A 25,422-nucleotide genomic window follows, 5' to 3' on the forward strand; every position below is an offset into this window, starting at 1 on the left:
CGTGAGTGTGAGGCGGCTGAGTAGCTGCTGCGAAAGGGTGTCCTTGCGCATCGAGTAGGTGCTAATCCTACGCGGTGGATGATCGGCTATTCAAAACAGGCACCACTCATATCGAGGTGACGTGCTGGTCCTGCGGCCACAGCGTCACCCTCAAGCCGGGGACGTGCCCGAGGGTATCACCGACTACGATTTTGAGAAGCGGGCCACCTGCCGCTGCGGGACGGGCTGGCCTTATGTCGTCAAGTTTCCGAGGAAGAAGCCGATGATGATGTAACTGCACTCCAAAGATGCCTGCTGGCAGCGCAATCGAGTACCCGGCTACAGTCGATCAGCGATCAGTATGTGCACCAACCAGCAAAAACCCCACCGAAATCGATTCGGCAGGGTTCTGGATTGATAACAACATCTAGTTGCAGGTTTTACTCAGTTGTGCTCATTTTGTTTCTCCCGGAACATACGTTCTTCTTGCATATAACATAGCTTCAGCTGCAAAAGTTTCAATAAGATTAACCCAGGGCATGAGCACAACCTTGTTTTTTTGGGTTGTGTGGATAACTCCGCGGGTGCCTTCATCTTGACCGTGCGCTAAGCAGTTTCTGATGGCCCTAAGCCGGTCGACTAGAGAGATAGGTCCACTTCTTGTCCAGCCTTCAAGATTGGTGCTGTCGTTTAAAACTGCTTTGACCCTAAAACCACCGTCAAACACCGTTTCCTTGCAGAACACTGCCTTATTCATTTCTAAGACAGACCAGACCTTTTCTGTCCGCACCGTTTCGTCAATGAAGTTTTTAATCCTGTCAGTTTCTCTCGCTTGACCTGAAAAAAGACCCGCAATTTCGGCAGCCGCCGTCTCTGTCGACGATATGAGGTGAGGTCTCCTGAGAACATTAATCAATTCTCTACGCTGCTCACTTTTCATGTGAGCGAGAGACAAAAATTCAAGCAACCTGTAGTGTAGAAGAAATTTCATAGCAGGGTCGCGGGTCTCGAAAGCTCCGAGCCAGAATGAAGAGACGGATGGATCAATGTCACCGGCAACAAGCTCTCTAGGAAAATTTTCGTCGACGTAACGCGGTCGGAAGTTGCCAGTATCTTTTGGTCCGGCCTCGTGGATCAGAACCCGAGGCGTTTCGCGATCATAATATGTCATGTAGAAATTGATTGTCCGTAAATATTCATCAAAGTCACATGGCTCGATCCCCTCACAGTCTACCCAAAAGCATATTGGTTCTCCCATGTTGCTATGATCTGCATCATGAACAAAATAGTGAAACGACATTATGTTCCTGTGCTCGGTATGGCTCGCAGCTGCTTGGGGAAGGGTATACTTGGCGAGAGTTTTCGCTTCATCACTCGCGGGGCCAAAGCGGCACTTTCTCTTAGCGCCTTTCCACCAAATGTCGAAGCTCCTCACCGCCACCTCTTCATGCTTTTTACGCACTTTGTAAGCAGTCCAAAAGATTTCCAAGGCGCTCGTTTTCTTATGGTAGATACCTGAATATTTTTCTGGGAGTTCAATGCGTTCTAGAACCTCTGAAAATGCTTGGGCGTCATCGACCTTTGAAGGAACGGCAAGAACAAGCGTAGGGTCGTTCCAAGGGTGTTTCAGAACGTACAGGGGAAGGGGACCATCACCTTCGCTATCAAGTTCTAGAACCTGCAATTCGAACCCAGCATCCCCATCCAAAGCGGAGCCAAAAATCTCTCGAATTTCATCTTCTGAAGCAAAATCAGACATAGTTTCTTTCGCATTGAGGTTGAAAAATCTTTCTACAAACAACCAGTCGCAATGGAAAACATCAAGGGCACTCTGAACAAGAACTACTTCTATCTACGGTTCCGCGTCAGGCAGACTGAACTAGATTGGGGAGATAAGCGGCGCGTTCAATAGTAAGGTGCCGCATCGTCGTTGTAATAGCTGGTCACACTTTCACCTCTTGTTCTTGCTGTGTCCGTGTGACCATAGTGGGGTTATGTGGCTGAAATAAAAATGATTTGATGTAATTCAAAATCCCCCGCCGCGAGGCGTGCCGGTTCGAGTCCGGCCTTGGGTACCACCTTTTCCAAAAGGTCTTCCGCATTTTCGTATGAACGATCCCGATGCTTCGCGCCTCCTAAGCCCGTTCATCCTTCGCGCCAAAAACCTGCGATCACCTCCTGCGCCACCTTATTCTGCACCGTAAAATCAGTGTCTCCCGCGCCGCCGCCGTCGGGGTCGGTGAACCAACGCCAGATCCAGACGTCTTGAATCCCACGGGCCTCAAGGGCGCGGAGCCAGCGTGCCAGCACCTCGGCCTGAAGCGCCATATCGGCGGGGGCGGCGCGTTCTTCGGCGCTTTCCCATGGGCGGGCGGTCGCGCCTTCGGCGGAGCGGAGGCCGATTTCCGCGATCCAGATGGGTTTTGAGTGTTTGCGCGCCACGGCGGCGACCCGGTCCAATTCTGCGGCGATGGCGCGGTCCCAATCGGTCGGCGCGTCCGGGGCGCCTAGAACGGGGTAGAGGGATACCGCCACGGCATCCAGATCGGGCCAGAATGCGATCTTCTCGGCCTCATCGGCGCCATGGGCGACATAGGTGAGCTTTCCGCTGAAAAGCGCGCGTATCTCGGCGATGGTGTCGCCCCAACGCGGCGCCCCCGATACGCCGCGCAATTCGGTGCCGAGGACGAGCACGTCGGCGCCGTTGCGCTCTGCCGTGAGCGCGATGGCGCGCAGAACCTCTGCGTAGGCGGCGTGCCATGCGTCTGCGCTGTCCGGCTCGGGGGCAATCGCGCCGGCCCAGCTTTCGGGCACCCAGACATGGGGTTTGACGATGGCGGCGAGCCCCGCGGCGTGCAGCTGCGCGATCCCGGCGGCGATCCTGTCATGGGGCAGCGCATCCCCCATGACGATGGCGCTGGAGCTGGGCGAAGGCTGCCATAGGAAGGGGATCACCGTCGCCGCCGTCGCGCCTGTGTCACGCAGCCGCGCGATGCTTTGGGCGGCGGCGGTGCTGCCGAAGGGGGCGTTCGGCGTCTCGATCAGGTTGAACCCGCGTAGGGCGCCACCCGCCTCTCGCGGAAACGCCGCTGTCGCAGTCAAAGCGGTAGAGCCGAGGGCCCAGAGAAGCGTGCGACGGTCGATCATGGGGCTAGGGTAGGATGAGTTCCCCTGCCGCACAACGGCATGCTGGCGAAGATGCTTGGCCTTTTGGGGGCTGCCGCCGGCTGAATAACGCCAATTTCGCGCAAAATTGGCGGGCTTTCATCTGCTGGACCCGCGCAAAGCCCCGTGACAATTCCCTTTCCCCGGTCGGCCCAAGCGCGTAGGCAGCGCCTACCTTGGAAAACGAGACATATCATGGCGCAGAATGCCACCATTTACAAAGTCGAGCTTTCGGTCTCGGACATGGATCGTCATTATTACGAGACCCATAAGCTGACCATCGCCAAACACCCTTCGGAAACCGATGAGCGGCTGATGGTGCGGCTGATGGCCTTTGCCCTTAACGCCCATGAGCATTTGGAAATGACAAAAGGCCTGTCGACCGACGATGAGCCAGACATCTGGCAGAAAAGTCTAAGCGGGGAGTTGGATGTTTGGATCACGCTCGGTCTGCCAAGCGAGAAGGTCTTGCGCCAGTCCTGCAACAAAGCGGCCAAGGTGGTGGTCTATCCCTATGGCGGCCGAACGGCTGAGGTTTGGTGGGACAAGATCAAGAACAGCACAACCCGTTTTGACAATCTCGAAGTGGTCAACCTGCCCGAGGCTGACACGAAAGCGCTGGCCGATCTGGCAAACCGCGCGATGAAGCTTCAGGTGTTGATCCAAGACGGCGGGGTGACGGTGAACCTTGATGAGGCGATGGTGACGCTCACGCTCGACCGTTGGAAGACTGCCCAGTAAAGGACGGCGGGCTTAAAGGCTGTCGAAAAAAGGCGCGCCACTCTGGGCGCGCCTTTTACTTTAAACGTCGAGCTTCTTGTCGCCGCGCTTCCATGCCAGCGGCTGGAAAACCTCATCCACCGGGGTTTCGGCAACGTGGTTGACGTAGTTGGAGATGGTTTTCTGCGCCATGCCGAGGATCACGTCCAGCACCGCGCGGTGACCATAGCCTGCGTCGAAAAACGCCTGCATCTGCGTGTCGGAAACGAAGCCGCGGTTGCGCACCATCTGCACGGTGAAGGTCCGCAGCGCTTCGAGTTTGGGCGTCGGCAGGGCCGTTTCATTGCGCAGCGCGTCACTGATCTCGTCCGAGACCTTCATCATCTTGGCGATGCCGGTGTGGGCGGGCACGCAGTAATGGCACTCGTTCTCGACGTTGATCGACTGCCAAACAACGGTCAGCTCTTCGGCGTCGAACTCGGTCTCGGTGAAGAGCTTGTGCAGCACCTGATAGCCTTCATAGGCCTGCGGGCTTTCGGCCAGCACCTTGTGCAGACCCGGCAGGCGGCCAAAGGCCTTTTGCGATTCTTCCAGCAGCGGCTTGGAGGCTTCGGGCGCGGTGTTTTGGTCGTGGGACGGGAATGTCATGGTTTCTACCTTTGTAAATCGTCGATATCCGTCATTTAGGCTTTCTTGAGCGATCACTCAAGTATATATTTGAGTGATCGTTCAACATATGGTGATCAAATGCCCCGCAAACCGAACCACGACCGAGCCGAGTTGATCGACCGCGCCCGCGATCTGTTCTGGCGTCAGGGCTGGGCGGGCACGTCGCTGAAAGACCTCGAAGCGGTGCTGAAGATGAAGCCCGGCAGTTTCTACGCGGCCTTCGGGTCAAAAGAGGCGCTGTTTGAAATCGCTTTGGACAAATATGCCGAGGATGGGGCCGGGCGCTTGGCCGAATTGGTCGCGGAACATGGTCCGATGGCGGCGCTGAAACGCTATCCCGAATTGGCGATCTGCCGCGAGGAGGCTCCGGCCAAAGCCTGCATGCTGTCCAAAACCTTGCTGGAGCTACAGGCCCATGGCCACCCGCTGGCCAAACGGGCCAGCGCGCATCTTATGGGAATGGAAGAGCAATTCGCGGCGCTTTTCGCGCAGATGCAGCGAGACGGGGAAATCGGCGCCACGCATGATCCAAAGGCGCTAGCCCGGCGTTATCAGAGCGATCTTTTGGGCCTGCGCGTCTCGGCCGAGCGGGAGGGGATCGACGCCCATGCCATCGCCCGCGAAATCGCCGAAGGGCTGGAGCGGCTGTAGCGCCAGCGGGCGCTATTCGATCTGCTCTTCCAGCATCGTGGTGATCTTGCGCCGTTGAAAGACATTGCGGATCTGATGCGCCATGATCCGTTCCGGCACGAAATAGGGTTTGCCGTCTTTCCATTCCGCCCGGAACTCATGGCGCGCGGCGATCAGCCTTGTGGTATGCCCATCCGCGGCAGCGACCGTGAGGTCCATCTGCCGGACCTTGTCAAAAAGCCCCTCGGTCCCGATCCGCGTCTCGGCCCGGCGCAACAGGTCGAGGAAACTGCCGATGTCGATGAAATCGCCGCTTTTGATCGGCCCTTGATTGGTGCGGGTCAGGGGGTTTTCCACATCGTTCAGTGCTACCTCTTCGCGTTCGGTGACCTTGACGTGGTAGGTTTTGTCATCCGTCACCACCCGTGCCATGACCTCCAGCAGGTAAATCGGCTCGGCCCCCATATTGGTCACGAAACAATGGGCATTCTCATCCCGCGCGATGGAGCGGTTGATCAAGATCACCGGCTGTCGCTGCCGCCTGAAGTTGAGCCATAGGATATGCAGATAGGCCAGCCAGACCACTGCCGTAAAAAGGCTCACCGCCACTTGCAACGTGCCGGAGTTCTCTGCGATCCAATCGAGCATCCTATCTCTTCCTTACCAAGCCTGCGGGGGTCGCGAAATTAACGCGCAGGGCGGCGCTTCGTTGCACAGAGATTGGCGGGGCGGGGTTGACCGGGCGAGTTTATATCAATAGTTCTCGATATATGGATAATGACAACGCTCTCCAAGCCTTCGCCGCCTTAGGTCAGCCGACCCGGCTGGATGTCTTTCGCCTGCTAATCAAAGCGGGCGGTAAAGGCATGTCAGCGGGCGAGATCGGCACCGCGCTTGATGTGCGGCAAAATACGATGTCGGCCAACCTCTCGGTGCTGGCCCGCGCGGGGCTGATCCGCAGCAAGCGCGAAGGGCGCAGCATCCGATATTTCGCCGATATGAACGGGCTGCGCGCGCTGCTGGGCTTTCTCTTGGAAGACTGCTGCGGCGGCCAGCCTGAACTGTGCCAACCGCTGCTGGATGAGTTGACCTGCTGCTAACCCCATAGGAACAAACGAAAGACCGTCATGACCGATACCGCTGATCCCGCAACCGCTGGCCTTGGGGCTTTTGAACGCTGGCTCTCGCTCTGGGTGGCGCTGGCCATCGGGGCGGGGCTTTTGCTGGGCAATCTCTTTCCCGACCTCTTTGGCGCGCTGGCGGCGCTCGAAGTCGCCTCGGTCAACCTGCCGGTGGCGGTGCTGATCTGGGCCATGGTCTTTCCAATGATGGTCGGCGTCGATTTCGGCGCGTTGCGGCAGGTGGGGACAAGCCCAAAGGGCTGGTGGTGACGCTGGTGGTCAACTGGCTGATCAAACCCTTCACCATGGCTGCGCTTGGGGTGCTGTTCTTCAATCATGTCTTTGCCGGGCTGATCCCACCCGATGATGCGCAGGCCTATCTGGCGGGGGTGATCCTCTTGGGGGCCGCGCCCTGTACCGCTATGGTCTTTGTTTGGTCCAACCTCACCCGCGGCGATGCCACCTATACGCTGGTGCAGGTAAGCGTGAACGATGTGATCATGGTCTTCGCCTTCGCGCCGATCGTGGCATTCCTCTTGGGCGTGACCGACATCACCGTGCCTTGGGACACGCTGCTGATCTCGGTCGGCCTCTACGTCATGCTGCCGCTACTGGCGGGCTACCTCACCCGCGGGCGGTTGGTGGCCAAGGGCGGTGAGGCGGCGGTCGACGCTTTCAAGGCTCGGGTGCAGCCCTTTGCCATCATGGGGCTTCTGCTGACGGTCGTGCTGCTCTTTGGCTTTCAGGGCGAGGTGATCCTCGACCGTCCGCTTGTGATCGCGCTGATTGCCGTGCCGCTGTTGCTGCAATCCTACGGCATCTTCTTCATCGCCTATGGCGCCGCGCGGGCCTGGGGCATTCCCTTCAACGTGGCCGCCCCCTGCGCCTTGATCGGCACGTCGAACTTCTTTGAACTGGCCGTCGCCGTGGCGATCAGCCTCTTCGGGCTGGGGTCGGGCGCGGCCTTGGCCACCGTCGTGGGTGTCTTGGTCGAAGTGCCGGTCATGCTCTCTCTCGTGGGCTTTGCCAACCGCACGCAGCATTGGTTCCCGCCGCCAAATGAACCACGCCCGATAACCCTTTGACGCTTAAGGAAATTCCCGTGACCGATACGCCGAACATCGAAGAAGATCACTTTAACCCCATCGACGAGAGCCGCCTCCTGTCGCCTCAGCGTGCCACCCACCGCCCACGCATCCTGCTGCTCTACGGCTCGCTTCGCCCGCGGTCCTTCAGCCGCCTGATGACCGAAGAGGCCGCCCGCATCCTCACCCGCCTCGGGGCCGAGACGCGGACTTTCAACCCCACGGGCCTGCCGCTGCCCGACGATGCCGCGCCTGAGCATCCCAAGGTGCAGGAACTGCGCGATCTGGTGTCATGGTCCGAAGGCATGGTCTGGTGTTCGCCCGAACGCCACGGCGCGATGACGGGGATCATGAAAACCCAGATCGACTGGATCCCCCTGTCGCTCGGCGGAGTGCGTCCGACCCAAGGCAAGACCTTGGCCGTGATGCAGGTCAGCGGCGGGTCGCAAAGTTTCAACGCGGTGAACCAACTCCGCATTTTGGGCCGCTGGATGCGGCTGCTGACCATCCCCAACCAATCCTCGACCCCCAAGGCTTTCTTGGAGTTTGACGAGGATGACCGGATGAAACCCTCACCCTTCTATGACCGCGTGGTCGATGTGATGGAGGAGTTGGTGAAATTCACCCTGCTGACCCGCGACAATAAGGATTATCTGCTCGACCGTTATAGCGAGCGGAAGGAAAGCGCCGAGGAACTGTCGAAGCGGGTCAATCAAAAGGCGATCTGACCGCCAAAACGCAAACAGCAGGGCCAATCTTGGCCCTGCCGCATTGCGAGACTGAAGAGCGATCAGTCGTTGGACCAGCCGGACACCGCTTTGACTTCGCAGAAATCCTCGATCCCCCAAACGCCGCCTTCGCGCCCGTTGCCCGAACGTTTCATGCCGCCGAAGGGCGCACCTGCGCCACGGCTTTCGCCGTTCATCTCAACCATGCCGGAACGCAGCTTTGTCGCCAGACGGTTGCGGCGGGTGCCATCGCTGGATTGAACATAGTTGGTCAGGCCATAGACCGTGTCATTGGCCATCTCGACGGCCTGTTCTTCGCTCTCGAACTTCATGATCGACAGCACGGGGCCAAAGATCTCTTCGCGGGCGATGGTCATATCGGGCGTCACATCGGCGAAAACGGTGGGTTTGACATAAAAACCCCGGTTCAGATGCTCGGGCCGACCGGTGCCACCGGCCACCAGCCGCGCGCCTTCGTCAATGCCTTTCTGGATCAGGTCTTGGATCTTGCCCCATTGCGCTTCGTTCACGACCGGGCCGATGTGGCGGCCCTCTTCGCTGGCGGGGCCGACTTCGACCTTATTGGCCACTTCGGCTGCCGTCTCGACCGCTTGGTCATAGACGCTGGCCTCGACCATCATCCGGCTGGGGGCGTTACAGCTTTGGCCGGTGTTGTTCATCATATGCAGCACGCCGCGTTTGACGGCCTTGTCATCGGCATCGGCGAAGACAAGGTTCGCGCCCTTGCCGCCAAGCTCCAGATGGACCTTCTTCAGCGTATCCGCCGCGTTCTTGGAAATCGCGATGCCGGCGCGGGTAGAGCCGGTGAAACTCACCATATCCACATCCTCATGGCCGGTCAGGGCGGTGCCCACGGTCGCGCCGTCGCCGTTCACAAGGTTGAAGACACCGGCGGGGAAGCCTGCCTCATCCATCATCTCGGCAAAGATCACCGCGCTCAGCGGGCTTTCCTCAGACGGTTTCAGCACCATGGTGCAGCCCGCGGCAACAGCCGCGCCGACTTTCAGCATCACTTGGTTCATCGGCCAGTTCCACGGCGTGATCATCGCCACAACGCCAACCGCCTCGTGAATGATCCGGTCGTTCGGCGCGTGATCCCCCAAGGGCTTTACGAATTTGAAATCTTTCGCCGCTTTGATGAAGTTCTTCAGGTGGCTGTAACCTGCCCCCATTGGGAGCTGCGCGCCATCTCGATGGGCGCGCCCATCTCGGTGCTGATCGCTTGGGCCATATCCTCGGTCCGGGATTTATAGACCTCGGCCAGTTTCTCCATCAGCGCGATGCGCTCTTCGGGGGCGGTGGCCATCCACGCGGGCAGGGCGGCCTTGGCCGCGGCCACGGCGGCGTCCACGTCCTTTGGCCCGCCGAGCGAGATCACGGTGCAGGGTTCTTCGGTCGACGGGTTGATGACCTTATGTTCACTGCCCTCAAGCGGGGCGACCCATTTGCCGTCGATATAGAAATCACGTTTTTCGATCATGCTCTGTCTCCGTTATTGGCCAGGCGGGCGATGTTTTTGCCGCCTAGAAGTGTCCGGGAATCGCCGGCTCCCGATATGCCTAGGACAATTTTACGGGGCGGAAAAGTTCAGAGGTGGCTTTTGATCAAAAAGACGGGCGCGGCGGCCCGAAACCCGTGGGCGGGCAGGGCGCGCGCTCAGCCCTGCGCCGGGAAGCTGATTTCGACACAAAGCCCGTCTTGGCCTTCGACCTTCAACGTCGCTTCGTGCTGGAAGGTCAGCGTGCGGATCATGCGCCAGCCCAGCGAATCCGACCTCTCGGGCCGTTTGGCGTCCTCGGGCAGGCCGACGCCATCGTCATAGACCTTAAGCGTAAGCCCTTCGTCATCCTCTTGCGTGACTTCGATGGTGATCACCCCTTTGTCGCGCCCCTTGAAGGCGTGTTTATAGGCGTTGGTGATCAACTCCCCACGATCAGCCCGATGTCGACCGCCAGTTTGTTGTCCATCTTGAGGCTGGGGCAAATTAGCTTGATCGCGATGCTCTGGCGATCCCCGGTAAAGGCGCGTTCGGCGTTTTTCGCGACTTCATCCAGCATATCCGCCAGATCAAGGTCGGTGCTGTCGGTCGAGCGTTGCATCAGCTCATGCGCCTTGGAGAGCGAACCCACGCGGGTCTCCAACTCGCGCAACACTTGGCGGGTCTCATCCTCTTTGGCTTGGGTCTTGCTCATCCGGATCAGCGCCACGATCAGGGCAAGGTTGTTGCCCGTCCGGTGGTGGAGTTCCTGCATCAAGAGATCGCGGTCGGCTATGCCTTCGCTGAGTTCGCGGTTCTGTTCGGTCAATGCCGCGGTCGGGTCTTTGGCGTTATAGGCCTCCAAAGCCGCCATGGCGTCGGCCTTGATCTGTTCGACGGCGGATTGGGGTTCGGGCAGCAGGAATTCCGCATGAATCCGCGTGCCTTCTTGCCCGGTGTCCACATCGAAACGCGCCGCGATCCGCTGCACGCCCCGCAGGCCCAGCCCCATGCCCGTCTCCGACACGATGGCGCGGTTGGGGTCGAGCTTATCTTCTTCGATCCCACGGCCCTGATCAATCACCGTCAGCCCAAGGGCGGGCTTGCCGTTGACGTCGGTCAGCGAAAAGCGCGCGCGGCCCTTCTGCCCGTGCTCAATGGCATTGCGGCCCAGCTCCACGGCGGCGGTGACGGTGCGCGTCCGCTCGAATGAGGTAAAGCGCATGGCTTCGGTCAGGGTCAGGGCGATCTGGCGCAGGGCCGCGATATCGCCGCCTTTTTCAAGGTTCACCGAGGTGAGGTTGGTTGCTTTCATCAGTCCGCGTCCCGTGCAATGCGTATGACCACGATGGAGGCGTCGTCACGCCCGCGAAATGCCCGGTCGAGCAGGTAGCCAGCGATCAAAAGCGGAGACTTCCACAATAGACCCTGTGGAAGATAGCTGTCGCGCAAGGTTTTCAAGCCGTCGCTGTGCAGGATCATCAGATCCCCCGGCTGAAGGTCAAAGCTTTCTTCATAGCCCCGCGTGGCGCGGGCGCCGATCCGCCCGTCGCGCACCGGCAGGCGTTTGACCTCACCGTCGCGGACCCGCAGTGTGGCGATATTGCCCAAAGCGGCATAGCGCAGCACCATCTGCGGCTGCGCGATATGCACAAGCGCTGCCACCGCGCCGCGTTTGCCGATCAATTGCTCGGTCACCTCATGCATCACCGCGCCCGGCTCGCTGTTGAAACTGCGCGTGGCTTTGACGGCGTCAGTCACCTCAAGCGATGCGGCTGCGGCCTCGGGGCCGTGGCCCAGACCATCGCAGAGCAGGATATCGGTGGCTTTGGGCGTCTTGCGCAGCAGGTAATCGTCGCCGCATTCCGTTTCGTTCGGGTGACAGATCCGCAGGCCCACAGCCTCGACCCCATGGGTCGGGCAGGGGGTGCTGTTTTTGACAAAGGTGCAAACGATGGTGGTGCCCACCTCTGGCCCGCTAAAAATGTCGAAATCATTCGACAGGCGGCGGATCGCACCAAGTCCCAGCCCGGCAGAGCCGCCGCTGCTCATACCGTCTTGAAACATGTGATCCATATCGCTGATGCCGGGGCCGCGGTCGGTGAAGATCAGCACGATCCTATCGCCCTTGCCCTCCGGCGGGGCGGTGATCAGGGCGCGGCCTTTTTCGGCGTAGCGCAGGATGTTGGTCGTGGCCTCGGTGGCGACGATGGCCAATTCATCGGTCCGGTGTTTGGGCCAGCCGTGTTCCGCCGCCAGACGGCGGGCGGCGCGGCGCACCACGGCGATGGCGCTTTGGTCCTGCACTTCGACCCATTGTATCATAGGTTCACACTCATCAACACGCTGGTGCCCCGCCAACGGCGGTGCGAATTTCAAACTTCTGGGCCAGCCGCTGCGCGCCGCCCAAGCCCCGGCCAAGCCCGCCGCCCGAGGTATAGCCGTCCGTGAGGGCCAGTGCCACGTCCTCGATCCCCGGTCCCTTGTCCCAACAGACCACGCTCAGCCGCTTGGCCCTTGGATCGACATAGATGGAAAATTCGCCGCCGCCAGCGTGAACGATCGCATTGCGGGCGATTTCACTGACGGCGGTGGCGAAGCGTGTGACATTCAGCGCCGAAGCGCCGTGTTCTTTCATGTAGCGCGCCACGGCTTGGCGGACCGTTACCGCGTCGCCGCTGGTCTTCAACTTGAACTGAGAGAGAAGAACCTGCGCCCCAAGGTCCTTTTCATCAAAGGCGACGTAGCTGGGTGAGGGCATGGGTCAGGCTCAAGGCGGTGCGAGTTTCCGGCAGATACATGCCAAGCTCGACCAGCGTGACGGCGACCGTAGGGCGCATGCCGACGACATAGGTATCCGCGGCCAGCAGTCGCGAGATCCCGGCCAATTGCGCGATCACACGGCCGACGAAAGTGTCCACGATCTCAAGCGCCGAGATATCGAGGATCACCCCGTCGATGCGGTTTTCGGATATCTTGTTCGACAGCCGATCCTGAAGCTCCAAAATCTCCGTGTCCGTGATGTCATCCTGTATCGAAACGAGGAGCGCATGTTCGACCAGATTAATCGACGTGACACCGGCCACCTTATTGGCCCTCGGTCTTCTTGATCACATAGCCGACGGTCATCAGCGCATCCGACAGGGCGGTGCGGATGCTGGACCGGGTAGAGACGGTGCCCACGTCGATGCCAAGCTGTACCATGGTCTGGGCGATCATCGGGCTGATGCCGCTGATGATACATTCGGCCCCCATCAGGCGCACGGCGGCGGCGGCGCGCAGCAGGTGTTGCGCGACCTGCGTATCGACGGTGCCAACCCCGGTGATGTCCATGATGACCACTTCGGCCTGACGCTCCAGAATGGTTTGCAGCAGGTTCTCCATCACCTCTTGGGCGCGGGCGGAATCCAGTGTGCCGATCAGCGGCAGGGTCAAAACGCGGTCCCAAAGTTCGACGACCGGCGTTGAAAGCTCCAACATCTCTTGGCGCTGGCGGTCTATGATCTGCTCGCGCTCGAGAATGAAAATCTCATTCGTGTAGATGGCAAAGGCATCGACCAGACGGGTGACCAGCATCACGTCGCGGATCAGCATCCCATGGTCGCTGTCCAGCATGGTTTCAAGCCGTTTGAACAGCGGCGTCTTCAACGCCAGCACGAAGGTCGCCATCTCTGTCGGGGTCACGCCCCGGTTGACCCGCTCGCGGCTGACATCGGTCAGGACAGCGCGCAGATCGTCCCATTGGGTGTCGTCAAAGTCGAAATCCTCACCGGTGACGCCATCGCGCACACCTTTGGAGAAGGCTTTGAGCAATTCGCTATTCTGCTTCCGGCTTTCCGCATCAGAGAACAGGTCAGAACGTTTCACGCCCTCTTTGACCTGCGTGCCCAGCCACTCTTCGATGATGCCTTTGAAATCGGTGTCGAGAACAGTCAGAATATTGGCCGTAGCAGATTGCGGCATCTTAAACCCCAGTATTAATTTCACCCCCTCATAGGCCAATCGTGGGGTGAGTGTCAATAGGACGCAAGGATTTTGATCGGCGGCAAAGCGCCGTTTTACATAATGAAACGCCGTGTAAGTCGCTGTTTTGTGATGGGTTTTGCGGCGAAAATGCGCGGATCGCTTGCAAATAGGGCAGCATCGGCGCTGTGACCGGATGCTGCCCTTCTTGTTGCCCACGGCGTGGGTGCCGCGACGTTATTCTGCCGCTTTGCCGGGATGGCGCGGCACCAGTGCCCGCACCAGATCGCGCATGTGCAGCACGCCGACCTGTTTGCCCGCCCGCATGACGCGGTAGTTGTTGGTGGTGTCCCCGCCGGAGACCGCGATGATGCTTTCCAGCGTGTCGTCGAAATCAACCTCACCGGCCACATCCGTGGGCGGCACATCGGTCTTTTCCATGACCGAACGCACGCGCAGCACGCGGGCACGGTTAATGTCGCTGACGAAGGCTTCGATATAGGGATCGTTGGGGTTCAGCAGGATATGCTGCGGCTCGCCCTGTTGGACGATGAACCCGTCTTTGAGGATCACCAGATGGTCCGCCAGTTTCAGCGCCTCGTCCAGATCGTGGGTGATGAAGATCACCGTTTTATGCAGTTCTTCCTGCAATTCGATCAGCAGGTCCTGCATGTCGGTGCGGATCAACGGGTCGAGCGCGGAGAAGGCTTCGTCCATCAGCATCACATCGGAGTTCGAGGTCAGCGCCCGGGCGATGCCCACACGTTGCTGCATCCCGCCCGAAAGCTGCGCGGGATACTGCTCTCCTTGGCCTTCCAGCCCGACGCGGTTCAGCCATTTGGTGGCCTCATCCGCGTATTTGCTGCGGCTTTTGCCTTCGATCTCCCAGCTTAGCCCGGTGTTTTCCAGCACCGTGCGGTGGGGCAGCAGGGCGAACTTCTGGAACACCATCGACATGTCGTGCTTGCGCAACTGGCGCAGGCGACGCTCGTTATAGTTGAGGATGTTCTCGCCGTTCACGATGACCTCGCCCGCCGTGGGGTCGATCAGCCGGTTGAGGTGGCGGATCAGCGTCGATTTGCCCGAGCCCGACAGGCCCATGATCACCGTGGTCTTGCCTGCGGGCATGTCCACGTTGATGTCATTGAGGCCCAGCACATGGCCGGTCTCGGCCTGAAGCTCGGCCTTGGACATGCCACCGCGGACTTTCTCCAGCGCCATTTTGGGGTCGTCGCCGAAGATCTTATAGAGGTTGCGGACGGAAATCTTGATGTCGTCTGTCATGTCTGGCCTCACTTCTGCGCCGCGTTGATCCGCGCAAGCGCGGCTTTGGTGACCCGGTCGAGGATGATCGCAAGAAGCACGATCCCCAGACCCGACAGGAGGCCCACGCCCAACTCAAGGCTGCGAATGCCGCGCAGCACCAGCACGCCAAGACCCGGCGCCGAGACCAGCGAGGCGATCACGACCATGGCAAGGCTCATCATGATGGTCTGGTTCACACCGGCCATGATGTTGGGCAGCGCCAGCGGGATCTGCACCTTGTAGAGCTTCTGGCGGTTGGTCATGCCAAAAGCATCGGCGGCCTCGATCACGTCCTTGTCGACAAGACGGATGCCAAGATCCGTCAGGCGCACCACCGGGACGATGGCATAAAGGATGATGGCGATGCCGTAGAGCTTGGGCTCGGTGACCGAAAAGAGGAAGATCAGCGGAATGAGGTAGACGAAGGGCGGCAGGGTCTGGAGCATGTCCAGCACCGGGATCATCGTGCGTTGCACCCTGTCACTGCGCGACATGGCGATGCCGATGGGCACGCCCAAAAGCACGCAGATGAAGGCGCAGACAAAGATGATCGCCAGCGTCTGCATGGTGTGCTCATAAAAGTCGATGAAGGCGAGGAAACCAAAGACCAACGCCACCAGACCCACCAGCTTGAGCGAACGGCCCACGGCATAGGTGATTGCCATCAAGAGCGGGATCATCACGAACCACGGCACCGACTGCATGAGCCACAGCGCATTCTCCAACGCCCAGCTCAGCGGTTGGGTGAGGGGGTCGACAACAACTTTGAGACTGTCCTTAATGGCAAGGAAGCCTTGCTCCAGCCCTTGGGTCAGGTCGCGCGATTGTGGGATGGCTTCGCAGCTGTCGTGCAGCGCATCCAGAGAGGGGAAGGGCATGTCCCAAAGCGTGGTATCGGTATCACCGCCCGCTTGGCCCATGAGGTCGGCCATGGAGCTGAGCCCGCCGCCTTGATCGTCGCCGCACCAGTCCCGCAGACCGAGCGAGTCAAAGAGATTGTCGTAGGTTGCCATCTGTCGCTTTCCCGGCCTGCATCAGACCGTTTGCTTTGGGGAAGGGGGCCGGTGCGCCGCGCAGGCCGCGCGGCGTCGGCTGCCCCATGCAGTGGCGGCAATCCAAACCTATGTCCTTACAAAGGAACTGCGCATCGGGCCAAAGGGGCCAAGGCGCAGTCGGTATGAAAAGACGTAAGTCTAGCCGCCGGTCATCGAAACGAACGGGCGGGAAACCCTGATGAGTTCCCCGCCCGTCGTTTTGGTCAGTCTGTCTTACTGCTCAAGCAGCTTGGACAGGTTGCCACGGGCGTCATCGCTCAGCCATTCGGCCCAGACGTCCTTGTTGTTTTGCAGGAAATACACCGCCGCTTCCTCGTTGGAGGCGTTGTTTTCACCCTGCCATGCCAGCAGCTTGCTCATCTCGTCGGTCTTGAAGGTCACATTGCCGATGAACTCCGCGATCTCGGGGTTCTCGTCGTGGAAATCCTTGGTCATGACGGTCAGCACCGGCGCGGTCGGGAAGGCCGAAGGCTTGGGGTCCGGCGTGTCGGCGTTCTGGTTGGCGTTATGCGCGGCTTCGTCATATTCGCCCAGATCGACGCTGGTCATGTCGTATTTGCCCAGCGGGGTGGTCGGCGCCCAGTAGTAGCCGAACCAAGGCTCTTGGCTCTCGTAGGCCGACGCCATCGAGGTCACCATCGTCTCACCCGAGCCGTGGTTGAAGACTTCGATGCCGTTGCCTTCGAGGTCATAGGCCCGCGCGAGGTTGTCGCTCACCACGCGGCAGCCCCAGCCATCGGGGCAGTTGTTGAACATGCCGCCGACCAGTTCGGGGTTTTCCAAGATGCCTTCGATGGTTTTCAGCTCGGGGTGCTCTTCTGCCAGATAGGTCGGGATCCACCAGCCTTCGACGCCACCGGGATCGAGCACGGAAGTCAGCTCAACAATCTTGCCGTCCGCTTTCAGCTTTTTGTAAGCGTCACCGGCGGAGTTCGGCCACAGTTCGGGCACGATGTCCGGCTCGTTGTTCTCGGACAGGGAAGTCACGGCGGGGGTGGTGTCCGAAGGCACCACGGTCACGTCGCAGGAATAGCCCTGCGTCAGCAGGAATTCGGTGACGGCGGTGACGATCTGCGCCGAAGCCCAGTTCATTTCCGCGATCGAGACTTCGCCGCAGTCCTGTGCGGCGGCGGCCATCGGGGTTGCAACGGCAAAGGCCGTGCCAAGCAAATAGCGTTTCATAGTGATATCTCCTCTATTGTATCCGCAGTGTCGCGCAGCCGCGCACCGCTGATTTTTGCCCCTTTCCATCAAGAAGGAGCCGGTCGCGCGATAGGCGCGGCAGCTTTCGATGGGCGGGTTTGCTGGAGATATGAAAACAAATCATGCACCCCTGTGCAACACGATTGCCGGGCGCAAGACGCAAGAACGGGCACCGCGCCGGGCCTGACGCGATGCCGCTATATGCGGCGTTCCCATGCAGAACGCCATATTTTTAAGGGTCGGCACGGCCCCTCACGCGGGGCACGGGCCAGAGCATTCAGCGGCGGGAAAAACTTTCCATGTCGCGGATGTGCTGGGGAATGTCTTTGCGGTTCAGGCCGATATCCTGAAGCAGACGGTCGTCCATCGCGTTCAAGGTCGACAGCGTGCGGTTACGCTCCCAACGGCGCGCGGTGTCGCGCAGCGCACGGCGCAGCATGGCGACAAGGGCCAGGCCCTCGGCATTGGCGACTTGACCGATGCTGCCGTTAAAGGCGGTTCCGGGCATCCCGGCGATCTGGTTGGTGTTTTTCAGCAGGCGGAAATGCATGGCATGCTCCATATCAAAAAGGTCGAAGTGGGAAGGATCCGCAAGAGACGACGGTCAGTGCCAGAAGGCCGGGCCGGGTCGGTTGTGTGGGTCTCATCCCGAGTGTGATCCGGAAAGTCAGTTGGAACCCCGATGGTCTAAACAGGCGGATCGGCCTGTCCGACCGGGGTTACCGGCGGTTCAGCAGCGTGCCCGGTTTGCGCGGGCGCCTCTTATGAACAGCATACATCAACATGCCGCGCATTTGGTCCACCCGAGCGGGCTTTGCAATAGGGCGAAATAGGGGTGCGACACCCTGCCGCATGTGCGGGGCGCAGAGCCCACTATGGCTGAGGTTTCCGCCCGCCCGGCGCGGTGTCGTTTGCAGCATCTGAAATGTCGTTTTGAGGGTCGGATTTGGCGCATTTTGGCGCGGTCGATCGAACGGAAAGGGGCGGTTGTTTGGGTGGCCTTCGCGGGTGGCTTTCGCATTTTCCCCGCGGTCAATCTCGGCGCGGGGTGAGGGGCGGAGCGCTCACCATGACTCGCCCGTAACGCGCGCGGCTTTCGCCGCCGCGGGCGCTCAATGCCGTGAGGAATCGATTCGGCGGGAATAAGGCGGGTCGCCCGTGGTTTCGTCACCAGTTCCGCAGGTTTGCGGGCGATTGGTTCCAGCCGGTGAACAAGCAATCGAAAAGAATGTCGAAAACAAGGCGGCGCAGATGCGGCTGATTTGCGGCGGCATTGTCGCGCAATGCGAAACAGTCTTGACCGAGGGATTGATGCAACCTCTCCGCGCAGGCGTTAATTTACCTTAATCCTATGGCGATTCGCGTTTCCGACGCGGAGTGCCCCGGAAACAATCGCGCCCAAAAGTCGCGCTAAACCACCTAAATTGCGGCAAAACTTCATTTGGTTCCGGCAATTTTCAAACATTTTTTGCTTTGTCCATTCGTATAGGAGGGCTATTCCTATAGGTGCCCAACTGGGGGGCATAGAAGTCTGTAGGTCACGGGGGCGGCCGCATTAAGCGCATCAGGGATGCGGGAAATGTGGATACGCCGCAAGTTTGCGACCGTAAGCACAACATACCGAAGCGCGCTGCGCCTCGGCTGTGGGCCATGTTCCGGCTCTTCCCCTTCGTTGCGCAGGATGCGTGCCGCTCGATCTGGATTTCTGCCAGCGGGGCGCGTGTGAACGGAGGGAGAGACGAGATGATACACAAGCGACAGGCCCTGCCACTGGCCTTCTGCGGGGCAAGAAATGCCCGGTTCGACCGCTCTGCCGTTCGGCGCTCCATTCCTCAGATTGAAACAGCATCCACTTCCAAGACGGCCGCGTTGCGCGCCGCGTGCAACACCGCTCAGGAGATTTCACAATGATTAGAACACTTGATTTCAATGCGTTCAGCGCAGGCACCATCATTGACGACGAATATGCGGATCTGGGCGTTACGGTTTCGGCCAGCGGCGGCTCCGGCGATGCGATGATCTTTGACAGCAGCAACCCCACGGGCGGCGACAGCGATCTGGCCTCCGACACGCTTGAGGGGCTGTTGATCGTCTCCGAAGACGGCGACCAGAGCGACCCGGACGACAACGCCGGCGGCGGCAGCCTGTTCTTTGACTTTGATGACATGGTGCTAATGAAGGGCGTGACCTTCAAAGACATCGAAGAGACCGGCGGGGAAGGCACCCGTGTCATCTTTTACGATGACAATGGCGATGTGATCCAAAACCACTATGTGCAGCCCACCGGCGATGGCGGTGAGCGTTTTGTGCAGTTCAACATCGATGGCGTGTCGCGTTTCGAAGTGCGTTTCGAAGGCTCAGGCGCGATCGACAATCTGGTTTTCGACGATGGCCAACCGCAGGGCGGCGGCAATGACGCGCCCGTGGCCGAAGACGATGTGCTTGAGATCGACGAAGACACCTCTGGCACCGTCGACGTACTGGGCAATGACAGCGACAGCGATGGCGACACGCTAACCGTCACTATGGCAACCTGCCCGGCGGGCCCGGTCGTCATCAATGACGATGGCACGCTGACCTTCACGCCCGACGCGGATTTCAACGGCGACACCACGATCACCTATACCGTGGATGACGGCAATGGCGGCACCGACACCGGCACCGTGAATGTCACTGTGAACCCGGTGAATGACGCCCCCGTCGCCAATGACGACACCGCCGACACCACCGGCACCGATCCGGTCGTAATCCCGGTTCTGGACAATGACACCGATGTGGACGGCGACACCCTGAGCGTGACAGATGCGTCGAGCGATGATGGCACCGTGACCATCAACGACGATGGCACCATCACCTTTGTCGCCAATGACGATTTCACCGGTGACGCGACGATCACCTATACCGTGGCAGACCCCGACGGGCTGACCGACGAAGGCTCGGTGACCGTCACCGTGGAGGACGGCGGCACACCGCCCCCGCCGCCGCCAACAGACCGCGATGGCTATGTCGATGGCACGGATGGCGACGACCTGATCGACACCGCCTATACCGGCGACCCCGATGGCGACATGATCGACAATGACGACGCGATCCTGCCCGATGCGGAAGGCGACGACGACTATGTTCGCGCGGGCGACGGTGACGACACCATTCTGGCGGGCGACGGCGATGATATCGTCGAGGCTGGCGCAGGCTCCGACGTGGTCGAGGGCGGTGAGGGTGATGACATGATCACCACCGGCAACGATGACCTCGCCCCCGATCTGGGCTACCCGGAAAGCGACAGCGACGATCTGGGCTTTGACCCCGACGCCGACCCGAGAATGACCGCGACTCCGTCGATGGCGGGGCGGGCAATGACACGATCAGCACAGGCGATGACCGCGACACCATCACCGGCGGCACCGGCGATGACGTGATCAACGCAGGCATCGACGACGATATCGTCGACGGCGGTGACGGCGACGACCGGATCGTCGGCGGCGAGGGCAACGACAGCCTGCTCGGCGGCGCTGGCAACGACACGATCTATGCGGGCAACGACCCCGATCTGGGTCTCGACGTGCTCGACATCCCCGACGAAGAGGATGCCTCCAACCCCTTCACCCCCGACCGCAACCCGACCAACGGGATGGACACGGTCGACGGTGGCGCGGGCAATGACGTGATCTATGGCGCCGACGATGCGGATATGCTGCGCGGCGGCTCGGGCGATGACTATATCGACGGCCAGATCGACGATGACGTCATCTCGGGCAACACCGGCGACGACACGCTGCTGGGCGGTCAGGGCGACGACAGCCTCTCGGGCGGTCAGGGCAATGACGAGCTTGACGGCGGCACCGGCGACGACACCCTGCGCGGCAACCGGGACGACGACCTGCTGGTCGGCGGTGAAGGCAATGACCTTCTCGACGGCGGCGGTGAGAATGACACGCTGATGGGCGGCGACGGCGACGACGAACTGCAAGGCGGTCGGGGCGACGATCTGCTCGACGGTGGCGCAGGCGTCGACGTGATGACCGGTGGTGCCGATCAAGACAGCTTCGTCAACGTCAACGCAGGCGATGATGTCGACGGTGGCAGCGCGGGCGTGGATTACGACACGCTCGACCTGCGCGGCTCTGCCCCGAGGGTGGCCGTCTGGAGATCACCTATACCTCCGATGACCGCGAAGACGGTTTCGTTGACTACTTCAACCAAGATGGCAGCGATGCCGGGCGTTTGAACTTCGTCGAGATCGAGAATGTGATCCCCTGTTTCACACCGGGGACCAAGATCGCCACACCGCGCGGTGAGGTGCCGGTCGAGGCGCTTCAGGTCGGTGACCGGGTCATCACCCGCGACAACGGCATCCAGACGATCCGCTGGGTCGGCGCGCGTGAGATGACCGGGGCCGAGTTCGAAATGGCCGCCCATCTCAAGCCGGTGCTGATCCGCAAAGGTGCGCTTGGCAACGATCTGCCTGAGCGTGACATGATGGTCAGCCCCAACCACCGCGTCTTGGTCGCCAACGAGAAGACCGCGCTTTATTTCGAAGAGCGTGAGGTGCTCGTCGCGGCGAAACATCTGACCGGGATGGAAGGCATCGACGTGGTCGAGGTTTCGGGCACCAGCTACATCCATGTGATGTTCGACCGTCACGAGGTGATCCTCTCCGACGGGACATGGACCGAGAGCTTCCAGCCCGGTGACATGTCGCTGGCCGGTATAGGTGAAGAGCAGCGTCAGGAAATCTTTGAACTGTTCCCCGAACTGGCGACAAAGGACGGGATCGAAGGCTACACCGCCGCGCGTCGTTCGCTGAAAAAGCACGAGGCCAGCCTGCTGGTGAAGTGATCCGGCAAGAGCCGAGCGTGACACAGTTTGAAAACGGGGCGGGCGACCGCCCCGTTTTTTCATCTGCGGGCTATTCCTGCTCTGCGCGCCACGCCGCCCAGTCCTCGGGCGTGTCGAGGTCGCGGCGCGCGCGCTGGCCGGGCAGGGGCACAAGCTGCATCCGGTCTGCGGCAGCGCGCACAACCGCGCGGCCCCCGTCATCGCCGCGCAGCTGTTTCAACTGATCGAAAAGCGCGGCGGCAAAGACGATGGGGTGCCCGGGCTTGCCGTCCTCCGTGGTCGCGCGCCAGATCAGGGTTTCGCCCGTCAGGTCCACCGCAGCCGCGAGGCGGGCAAGATCGCGGGCCTCAAGCGCGGGCATATCGGCCAGCAGCACCATGGCGGCGGGCGTGTCCAACGGCAGGGCGGCAAAGGCGCGGCGTAGGCTGGCGCCCATGCCCTCTGCGGCGTCGGGGATGGGGAGCGGCGTGATGTCCAACCCGCTAAGCGCCGTGTAGCGCGGGTGCGGCGCGGGCGGCAGGGCGACGGTGACGGGGCCAATGCCCGCGCCAGCCGTGCCTGACGGCGCAGCAAGGGCTCACCGCCGATATCTTCCATCAATTTGTCACGCCCCCGCATCCGAGTTGAGGCACCGGCGGCGAGGAGGATCACGGGCAAAGGGGCTATCGTCATGCCGCCCAACCTACCGGGCGCGGGGGGCGAGGATAAGGGCTTTCTTGCCCCCGCGCCGCGGCGCGGCGTTCCACGTCGGGCAAGACTGCAAATTCCGCTAAACCGACGTTGGCAGGGCGCTTTTTCGTGCTACCCTTTCCCCATGAATATCAAGGACCTGATCCCGCACACGCTGTTTCGCAAAGCCCGCGAATATTCTCGCAAACTTTGGGTGCGGGTGGTCTTCATGGGGCTGCTGGCCTTTGTCGCCCTCGGGCTGACCCAGCTTTTTGAGCCCTTGGTGCCCAAGGAAGTCGCCACGAGGTTGACCGGCGAAGCGGCGGATCGTCTGTTGCAGATCATCGCGGATGCGATGCTGGCGGTCACCATTTTTTCGATCACGATCATGGTCACGGTCTACCGGGCCTCCTCGGCGCAATTCACGCCACGGGCGCATCGGCTGATCATTCAGGACCGCACCACCCAGAACACGCTGGCTGTCTTTATCGGCGCCTATGTCTATGCGCTGGTGGCGATCATCATGCGCGAGTTGGGCATCTATATCGACGAACGCTCTTTCGTGCTGTTCCTAACCACGGTCTTGGTGCTGGCGATCATCGTGATCTTCCTGATCCGCTGGGTGCTGCATCTGCAAAGCTTCGGCAGCCTGATCGACACCACCCGCCAGATCGAGACGGTGACCACCTCATTGTTCAAGGAACGGCTGAAGACGCCCTGCATGGGCGGCCATCCCCTGACCGGTCCGGTGCCCGATGACGCCCGCCCGATTTTTGCCCCCGAAAGCGGCTATATCCAACATATCTACCCCGAAGCGCTGGACCAGCAGGCGCGGGACCATGGGGTGGCGATCTATCTGCCGCGGCGCATCGGTGATTTCGTCTTTGTTGGGGAGCCTCTGGTGATGGTCACCCGGCGGGGCAGCCCGCAGGACGCGGAACATGATTGGGACAGTCTAGAGCAAAAGGTTTTGGAGACCGTGCAACTGGGCGATCTGCGCACCTTTGACCAAGACCCGCGTTTTGGCTTGCGGGTGCTGGGCGAGGTTGCCTCCAAGGCGCTGTCGCCGGGGATCAACGATGGCGGCACGGCGATTGACGTGATCACTCGTATCGGGCGCGTGCTGTCCTATTATTCGGATGAGGCCAAGCCGGGCGGCAAGGTCGCGCTGCCAAACCTGCATATCCCGCCGATCCCGGCGGATGCGCTGATCGAAGACGGGTTTGGTGCGCTGGCGCGGGATGGCGCCTCGGTCGTCGATGTGCAGATGGTCTTGCAGGAGGTGCTGACAGGGCTGATGCAGCACCCCGATCCCGGCCTATCGGCCGCTGCCCGTGACGCGGCAGAAGATCACCTGCGCCGGGCTTTTGAAGAGGTGCCCTTCGGCCCCGACCGGGCGCGCATCTGGTCCGCCGCCTGCAAGGATGTGCAGGCAGCGGTGGACACCCCGGCCTGAGCCGGATCAGAGGGGGCGGATCTTGAGCAGGGTGATCCGGTTGCCGTCCCGCTCGATCACCTCAAAGCGGAAGTTGTGGAAGGAGAAGACCTGCCCCACGGTGGGGATCATCTGCGCCTCATGGATCACCAGCCCGGCCACGGTATTGGCCTCGTCATCGGGCAGGGACCAATCGGTCGCGCGGTTGAGGTCACGGATCGTCATCGCGCCTTCGACCATCAGATGCCCGTCGTCCGACTGTTTCAGCGGGTGATCCGCATCGGGGTCAAACTCATCCGTGATCTCGCCCACGATCTCTTCGAGGATGTCTTCGAGCGTGATGAGCCCTTGGAGCGAGCCATACTCGTCCACCACCAGCGCAAAATGCGTGCGACGGCGCAGGAACTGGCGCATCTGCTCGTCGAGGGTCGAGGTTTCGGGCACGAAATAGGGTTTCATCACCACATCGGCCACGTTGAACCCGTTGAGCGCTGCGGCATCGCCGTTGGGGCCGCCGATCAGCTTGTACATGGCGCGCAACAGGTCCTTGGCATGGATCACGCCGATGATGTTTTCCGGGTCATCGCGAAAGACCGGCAGGCGGGTGTGGTTCGATTGCAGGCATTTCTCCATGATGTCGGTCGGGTCTGAATCCGCGTCGATCATCTCGATCCCCGAACGGTGCAGCATGACCTCTTCGACCGCGCGTTCGCGCAGGTCGAGCGCGCCCAGAATACGGTCGCGGTCTTCCTTTTCGACCACGCCTTCGGAATGGCCCAATTGCAGCGCCCCGGCGATTTCTTCGCGCACCGCCAGAATGTTGCTGTCGGGGTCGATCTGCACGCCGAACAGCCGCAGCACCCCGCGCACGAAATACCGCACCGCCGTCACCACGGGCGAGAAGATAAGCACCACGATGCTAATCGGGCGCGAGACCAGCGCCGCCGCCGTTTCGGCATTGGTGATGGCATAGGTCTTGGGCAGCACCTCGGCAAAGACGAGCACCAGAAGCGTCATGACCAGCGTTGCCAGCGCCACGCCGCTTTCACCGAAGAGCCGGGTGAAGAGTGCCGTCGCCATGGAGGCGGCAAGGATGTTGACCAAGTTGTTGCCCAAAAGGACCGAGCCGATCAGCCGCTCGTTATCCTCGGTGATCTTGAGGGCGCGGATCGCGCCGCTTGCGCCCTTGTCGGCCTGCGCGCGCAGCTTGCCGCGCGAGGCGGCGGTCAGGGCGGTCTCGGAGCCTGAGAAGAAGCCCGAGAGGACAAGGAGGAACAGGATAATTCCGGTGCTGATCCAGAAAGCGGTGTCAAAAAGGGCGGGGCCCGTTTCCATGAGGTCTAAATCCATCCATTATG

The 25,422-nt window shown here is 60.7% G+C and carries 23 protein-coding genes and 3 pseudogenes; 9 read left to right on the top strand and 17 right to left on the bottom strand.

Annotated elements, in window-relative coordinates; translation table 11 throughout:
* Window positions 1-433: 433 nt before the first annotated feature.
* Complete coding sequence (locus CUR85_RS14110) at window positions 434-1,738, bottom strand: hypothetical protein (RefSeq protein ID WP_280322767.1); 1,305 nt, start codon at window positions 1,736-1,738, stop codon at window positions 434-436.
* Between the two features lie 386 nt (window positions 1,739-2,124).
* Entirely contained in the window at window positions 2,125-3,126 is a 1,002-nt protein-coding gene (locus CUR85_RS14115) for a glycoside hydrolase family 113 (protein ID WP_082852172.1), read from the bottom strand.
* A 213-nt stretch (window positions 3,127-3,339) separates the two neighbouring features.
* Here CUR85_RS14115 and CUR85_RS14120 point away from each other — a divergent pair, with 213 nt between their 5' ends.
* The gene (locus tag CUR85_RS14120; RefSeq protein ID WP_067268339.1) at window positions 3,340-3,885 is read left to right on the top strand and encodes a YaeQ family protein; all 546 of its coding nucleotides are present in this window, start codon (window positions 3,340-3,342) and stop codon (window positions 3,883-3,885) included.
* Window positions 3,886-3,945: 60 nt separating this feature from the next.
* On the opposite strand, the gene CUR85_RS14125 is transcribed toward CUR85_RS14120, so the two are convergent.
* Window positions 3,946-4,512 (bottom strand): carboxymuconolactone decarboxylase family protein, encoded by a 567-nt coding sequence (locus CUR85_RS14125; RefSeq protein WP_067268341.1) that lies wholly within the window; start codon window positions 4,510-4,512, stop codon window positions 3,946-3,948.
* Between the two features lie 99 nt (window positions 4,513-4,611).
* On the opposite strand from CUR85_RS14125, the gene CUR85_RS14130 reads away from it, so the two are divergent.
* Entirely contained in the window at window positions 4,612-5,184 is a 573-nt protein-coding gene (locus tag CUR85_RS14130; RefSeq protein WP_067268343.1) for a TetR/AcrR family transcriptional regulator, read from the top strand.
* A gap of 12 nt (window positions 5,185-5,196) precedes the next feature.
* On the opposite strand, the gene CUR85_RS14135 is transcribed toward CUR85_RS14130, so the two are convergent.
* Window positions 5,197-5,811 carry a hypothetical protein gene (locus CUR85_RS14135; protein ID WP_067268345.1) on the bottom strand — a complete coding sequence of 205 codons (615 nt, stop codon included), beginning with the start codon at window positions 5,809-5,811 and terminating at the stop codon, window positions 5,197-5,199.
* Between the two features lie 122 nt (window positions 5,812-5,933).
* On the opposite strand from CUR85_RS14135, the gene CUR85_RS14140 reads away from it, so the two are divergent.
* From CUR85_RS14140 to arsH, 3 genes and pseudogenes are all read left to right on the top strand, one after another.
* Window positions 5,934-6,263: an ArsR/SmtB family transcription factor gene (locus CUR85_RS14140; protein WP_067268347.1), complete on the top strand. Its 330-nt coding sequence runs from the start codon at window positions 5,934-5,936 to the stop codon at window positions 6,261-6,263.
* Window positions 6,264-6,290: 27 nt separating this feature from the next.
* Window positions 6,291-7,369, top strand: a pseudogene (gene arsB, locus CUR85_RS14145) (ACR3 family arsenite efflux transporter).
* A 17-nt stretch (window positions 7,370-7,386) separates the two neighbouring features.
* Window positions 7,387-8,097 carry an arsenical resistance protein ArsH gene (gene arsH / locus CUR85_RS14150; RefSeq protein WP_067268351.1) on the top strand — a complete coding sequence of 237 codons (711 nt, stop codon included), beginning with the start codon at window positions 7,387-7,389 and terminating at the stop codon, window positions 8,095-8,097.
* Window positions 8,098-8,159: 62 nt separating this feature from the next.
* Here arsH and CUR85_RS14155 read toward each other — a convergent pair.
* From CUR85_RS14155 to CUR85_RS14205, 11 genes and pseudogenes are all read right to left on the bottom strand, one after another.
* Window positions 8,160-9,598: pseudogene (locus CUR85_RS14155) on the bottom strand (aldehyde dehydrogenase family protein).
* Window positions 9,599-9,774: 176 nt separating this feature from the next.
* Window positions 9,775-10,041: an ATP-binding protein gene (locus tag CUR85_RS14160; RefSeq protein WP_280322770.1), complete on the bottom strand. Its 267-nt coding sequence runs from the start codon at window positions 10,039-10,041 to the stop codon at window positions 9,775-9,777.
* Entirely contained in the window at window positions 10,038-10,910 is an 873-nt protein-coding gene (locus tag CUR85_RS14165) for a histidine kinase dimerization/phosphoacceptor domain -containing protein (RefSeq protein WP_280322771.1), read from the bottom strand. Before CUR85_RS14165 ends, CUR85_RS14160 begins: the two co-directional genes overlap by 4 nt.
* The gene (locus CUR85_RS14170) at window positions 10,910-11,920 is read right to left on the bottom strand and encodes a SpoIIE family protein phosphatase (RefSeq protein WP_067268355.1); all 1,011 of its coding nucleotides are present in this window, start codon (window positions 11,918-11,920) and stop codon (window positions 10,910-10,912) included. Before CUR85_RS14170 ends, CUR85_RS14165 begins: the two co-directional genes overlap by 1 nt.
* A 13-nt stretch (window positions 11,921-11,933) precedes the next feature.
* Window positions 11,934-12,356 carry an ATP-binding protein gene (locus CUR85_RS14175; protein WP_280322773.1) on the bottom strand — a complete coding sequence of 141 codons (423 nt, stop codon included), beginning with the start codon at window positions 12,354-12,356 and terminating at the stop codon, window positions 11,934-11,936.
* A complete protein-coding gene (locus tag CUR85_RS14180) occupies window positions 12,328-12,681 on the bottom strand; it encodes an STAS domain-containing protein (RefSeq protein ID WP_280322774.1) in 354 nt (117 codons plus the stop codon). Before CUR85_RS14180 ends, CUR85_RS14175 begins: the two co-directional genes overlap by 29 nt.
* 1 nt (window position 12,682) lies before the next feature.
* Entirely contained in the window at window positions 12,683-13,558 is an 876-nt protein-coding gene (locus tag CUR85_RS14185) for an STAS domain-containing protein (protein WP_067268359.1), read from the bottom strand.
* A 237-nt stretch (window positions 13,559-13,795) separates the two neighbouring features.
* Entirely contained in the window at window positions 13,796-14,842 is a 1,047-nt protein-coding gene (locus CUR85_RS14190) for a quaternary amine ABC transporter ATP-binding protein (protein ID WP_136720299.1), read from the bottom strand.
* A gap of 8 nt (window positions 14,843-14,850) precedes the next feature.
* Complete coding sequence (locus tag CUR85_RS14195; protein ID WP_067268363.1) at window positions 14,851-15,876, bottom strand: ABC transporter permease; 1,026 nt, start codon at window positions 15,874-15,876, stop codon at window positions 14,851-14,853.
* Window positions 15,877-16,131: 255 nt separating this feature from the next.
* Entirely contained in the window at window positions 16,132-17,100 is a 969-nt protein-coding gene (locus CUR85_RS14200) for an ABC transporter substrate-binding protein (protein ID WP_067268365.1), read from the bottom strand.
* 298 nt (window positions 17,101-17,398) lie between these two features.
* Complete coding sequence (locus CUR85_RS14205) at window positions 17,399-17,671, bottom strand: DUF1127 domain-containing protein (protein WP_169306066.1); 273 nt, start codon at window positions 17,669-17,671, stop codon at window positions 17,399-17,401.
* Window positions 17,672-19,028: 1,357 nt separating this feature from the next.
* On the opposite strand from CUR85_RS14205, the gene CUR85_RS20320 reads away from it, so the two are divergent.
* Genes CUR85_RS20320 through CUR85_RS20330 form a run of 3 tightly spaced genes read left to right on the top strand, consistent with a single transcriptional unit; the run spans window position 19,029 to window position 21,960 of the window.
* On the top strand, window positions 19,029-20,540 hold the full coding sequence (locus tag CUR85_RS20320; protein WP_485129815.1) for an Ig-like domain-containing protein: 1,512 nt from the start codon (window positions 19,029-19,031) through the stop codon (window positions 20,538-20,540).
* Complete coding sequence (locus CUR85_RS20325; RefSeq protein WP_485129816.1) at window positions 20,486-21,349, top strand: calcium-binding protein; 864 nt, start codon at window positions 20,486-20,488, stop codon at window positions 21,347-21,349. Before CUR85_RS20320 ends, CUR85_RS20325 begins: the two co-directional genes overlap by 55 nt.
* The gene (locus CUR85_RS20330) at window positions 21,346-21,960 is read left to right on the top strand and encodes a Hint domain-containing protein (protein ID WP_343245456.1); all 615 of its coding nucleotides are present in this window, start codon (window positions 21,346-21,348) and stop codon (window positions 21,958-21,960) included. Before CUR85_RS20325 ends, CUR85_RS20330 begins: the two co-directional genes overlap by 4 nt.
* A gap of 70 nt (window positions 21,961-22,030) precedes the next feature.
* Here the strand turns inward: CUR85_RS20330 and CUR85_RS14215 are convergent.
* Window positions 22,031-22,632 (bottom strand): annotated as a pseudogene (locus CUR85_RS14215) (nucleotidyltransferase family protein).
* A 142-nt stretch (window positions 22,633-22,774) separates the two neighbouring features.
* Between CUR85_RS14215 and CUR85_RS14220 the strand changes: the two are divergent.
* Window positions 22,775-24,085, top strand: coding sequence for a DUF2254 domain-containing protein (locus CUR85_RS14220; protein WP_067266980.1), 1,311 nt, complete (start codon window positions 22,775-22,777; stop codon window positions 24,083-24,085).
* A gap of 6 nt (window positions 24,086-24,091) precedes the next feature.
* Here CUR85_RS14220 and CUR85_RS14225 read toward each other — a convergent pair whose 3' ends face one another.
* Window positions 24,092-25,399 carry an HlyC/CorC family transporter gene (locus CUR85_RS14225; RefSeq protein WP_067266982.1) on the bottom strand — a complete coding sequence of 436 codons (1,308 nt, stop codon included), beginning with the start codon at window positions 25,397-25,399 and terminating at the stop codon, window positions 24,092-24,094.
* Window positions 25,400-25,422 lie beyond the last annotated feature (23 nt).

The sequence above is a fragment of the Sulfitobacter faviae genome (assembly GCF_029870955.1).
GTDB lineage: Bacteria > Pseudomonadota > Alphaproteobacteria > Rhodobacterales > Rhodobacteraceae > Sulfitobacter > Sulfitobacter faviae.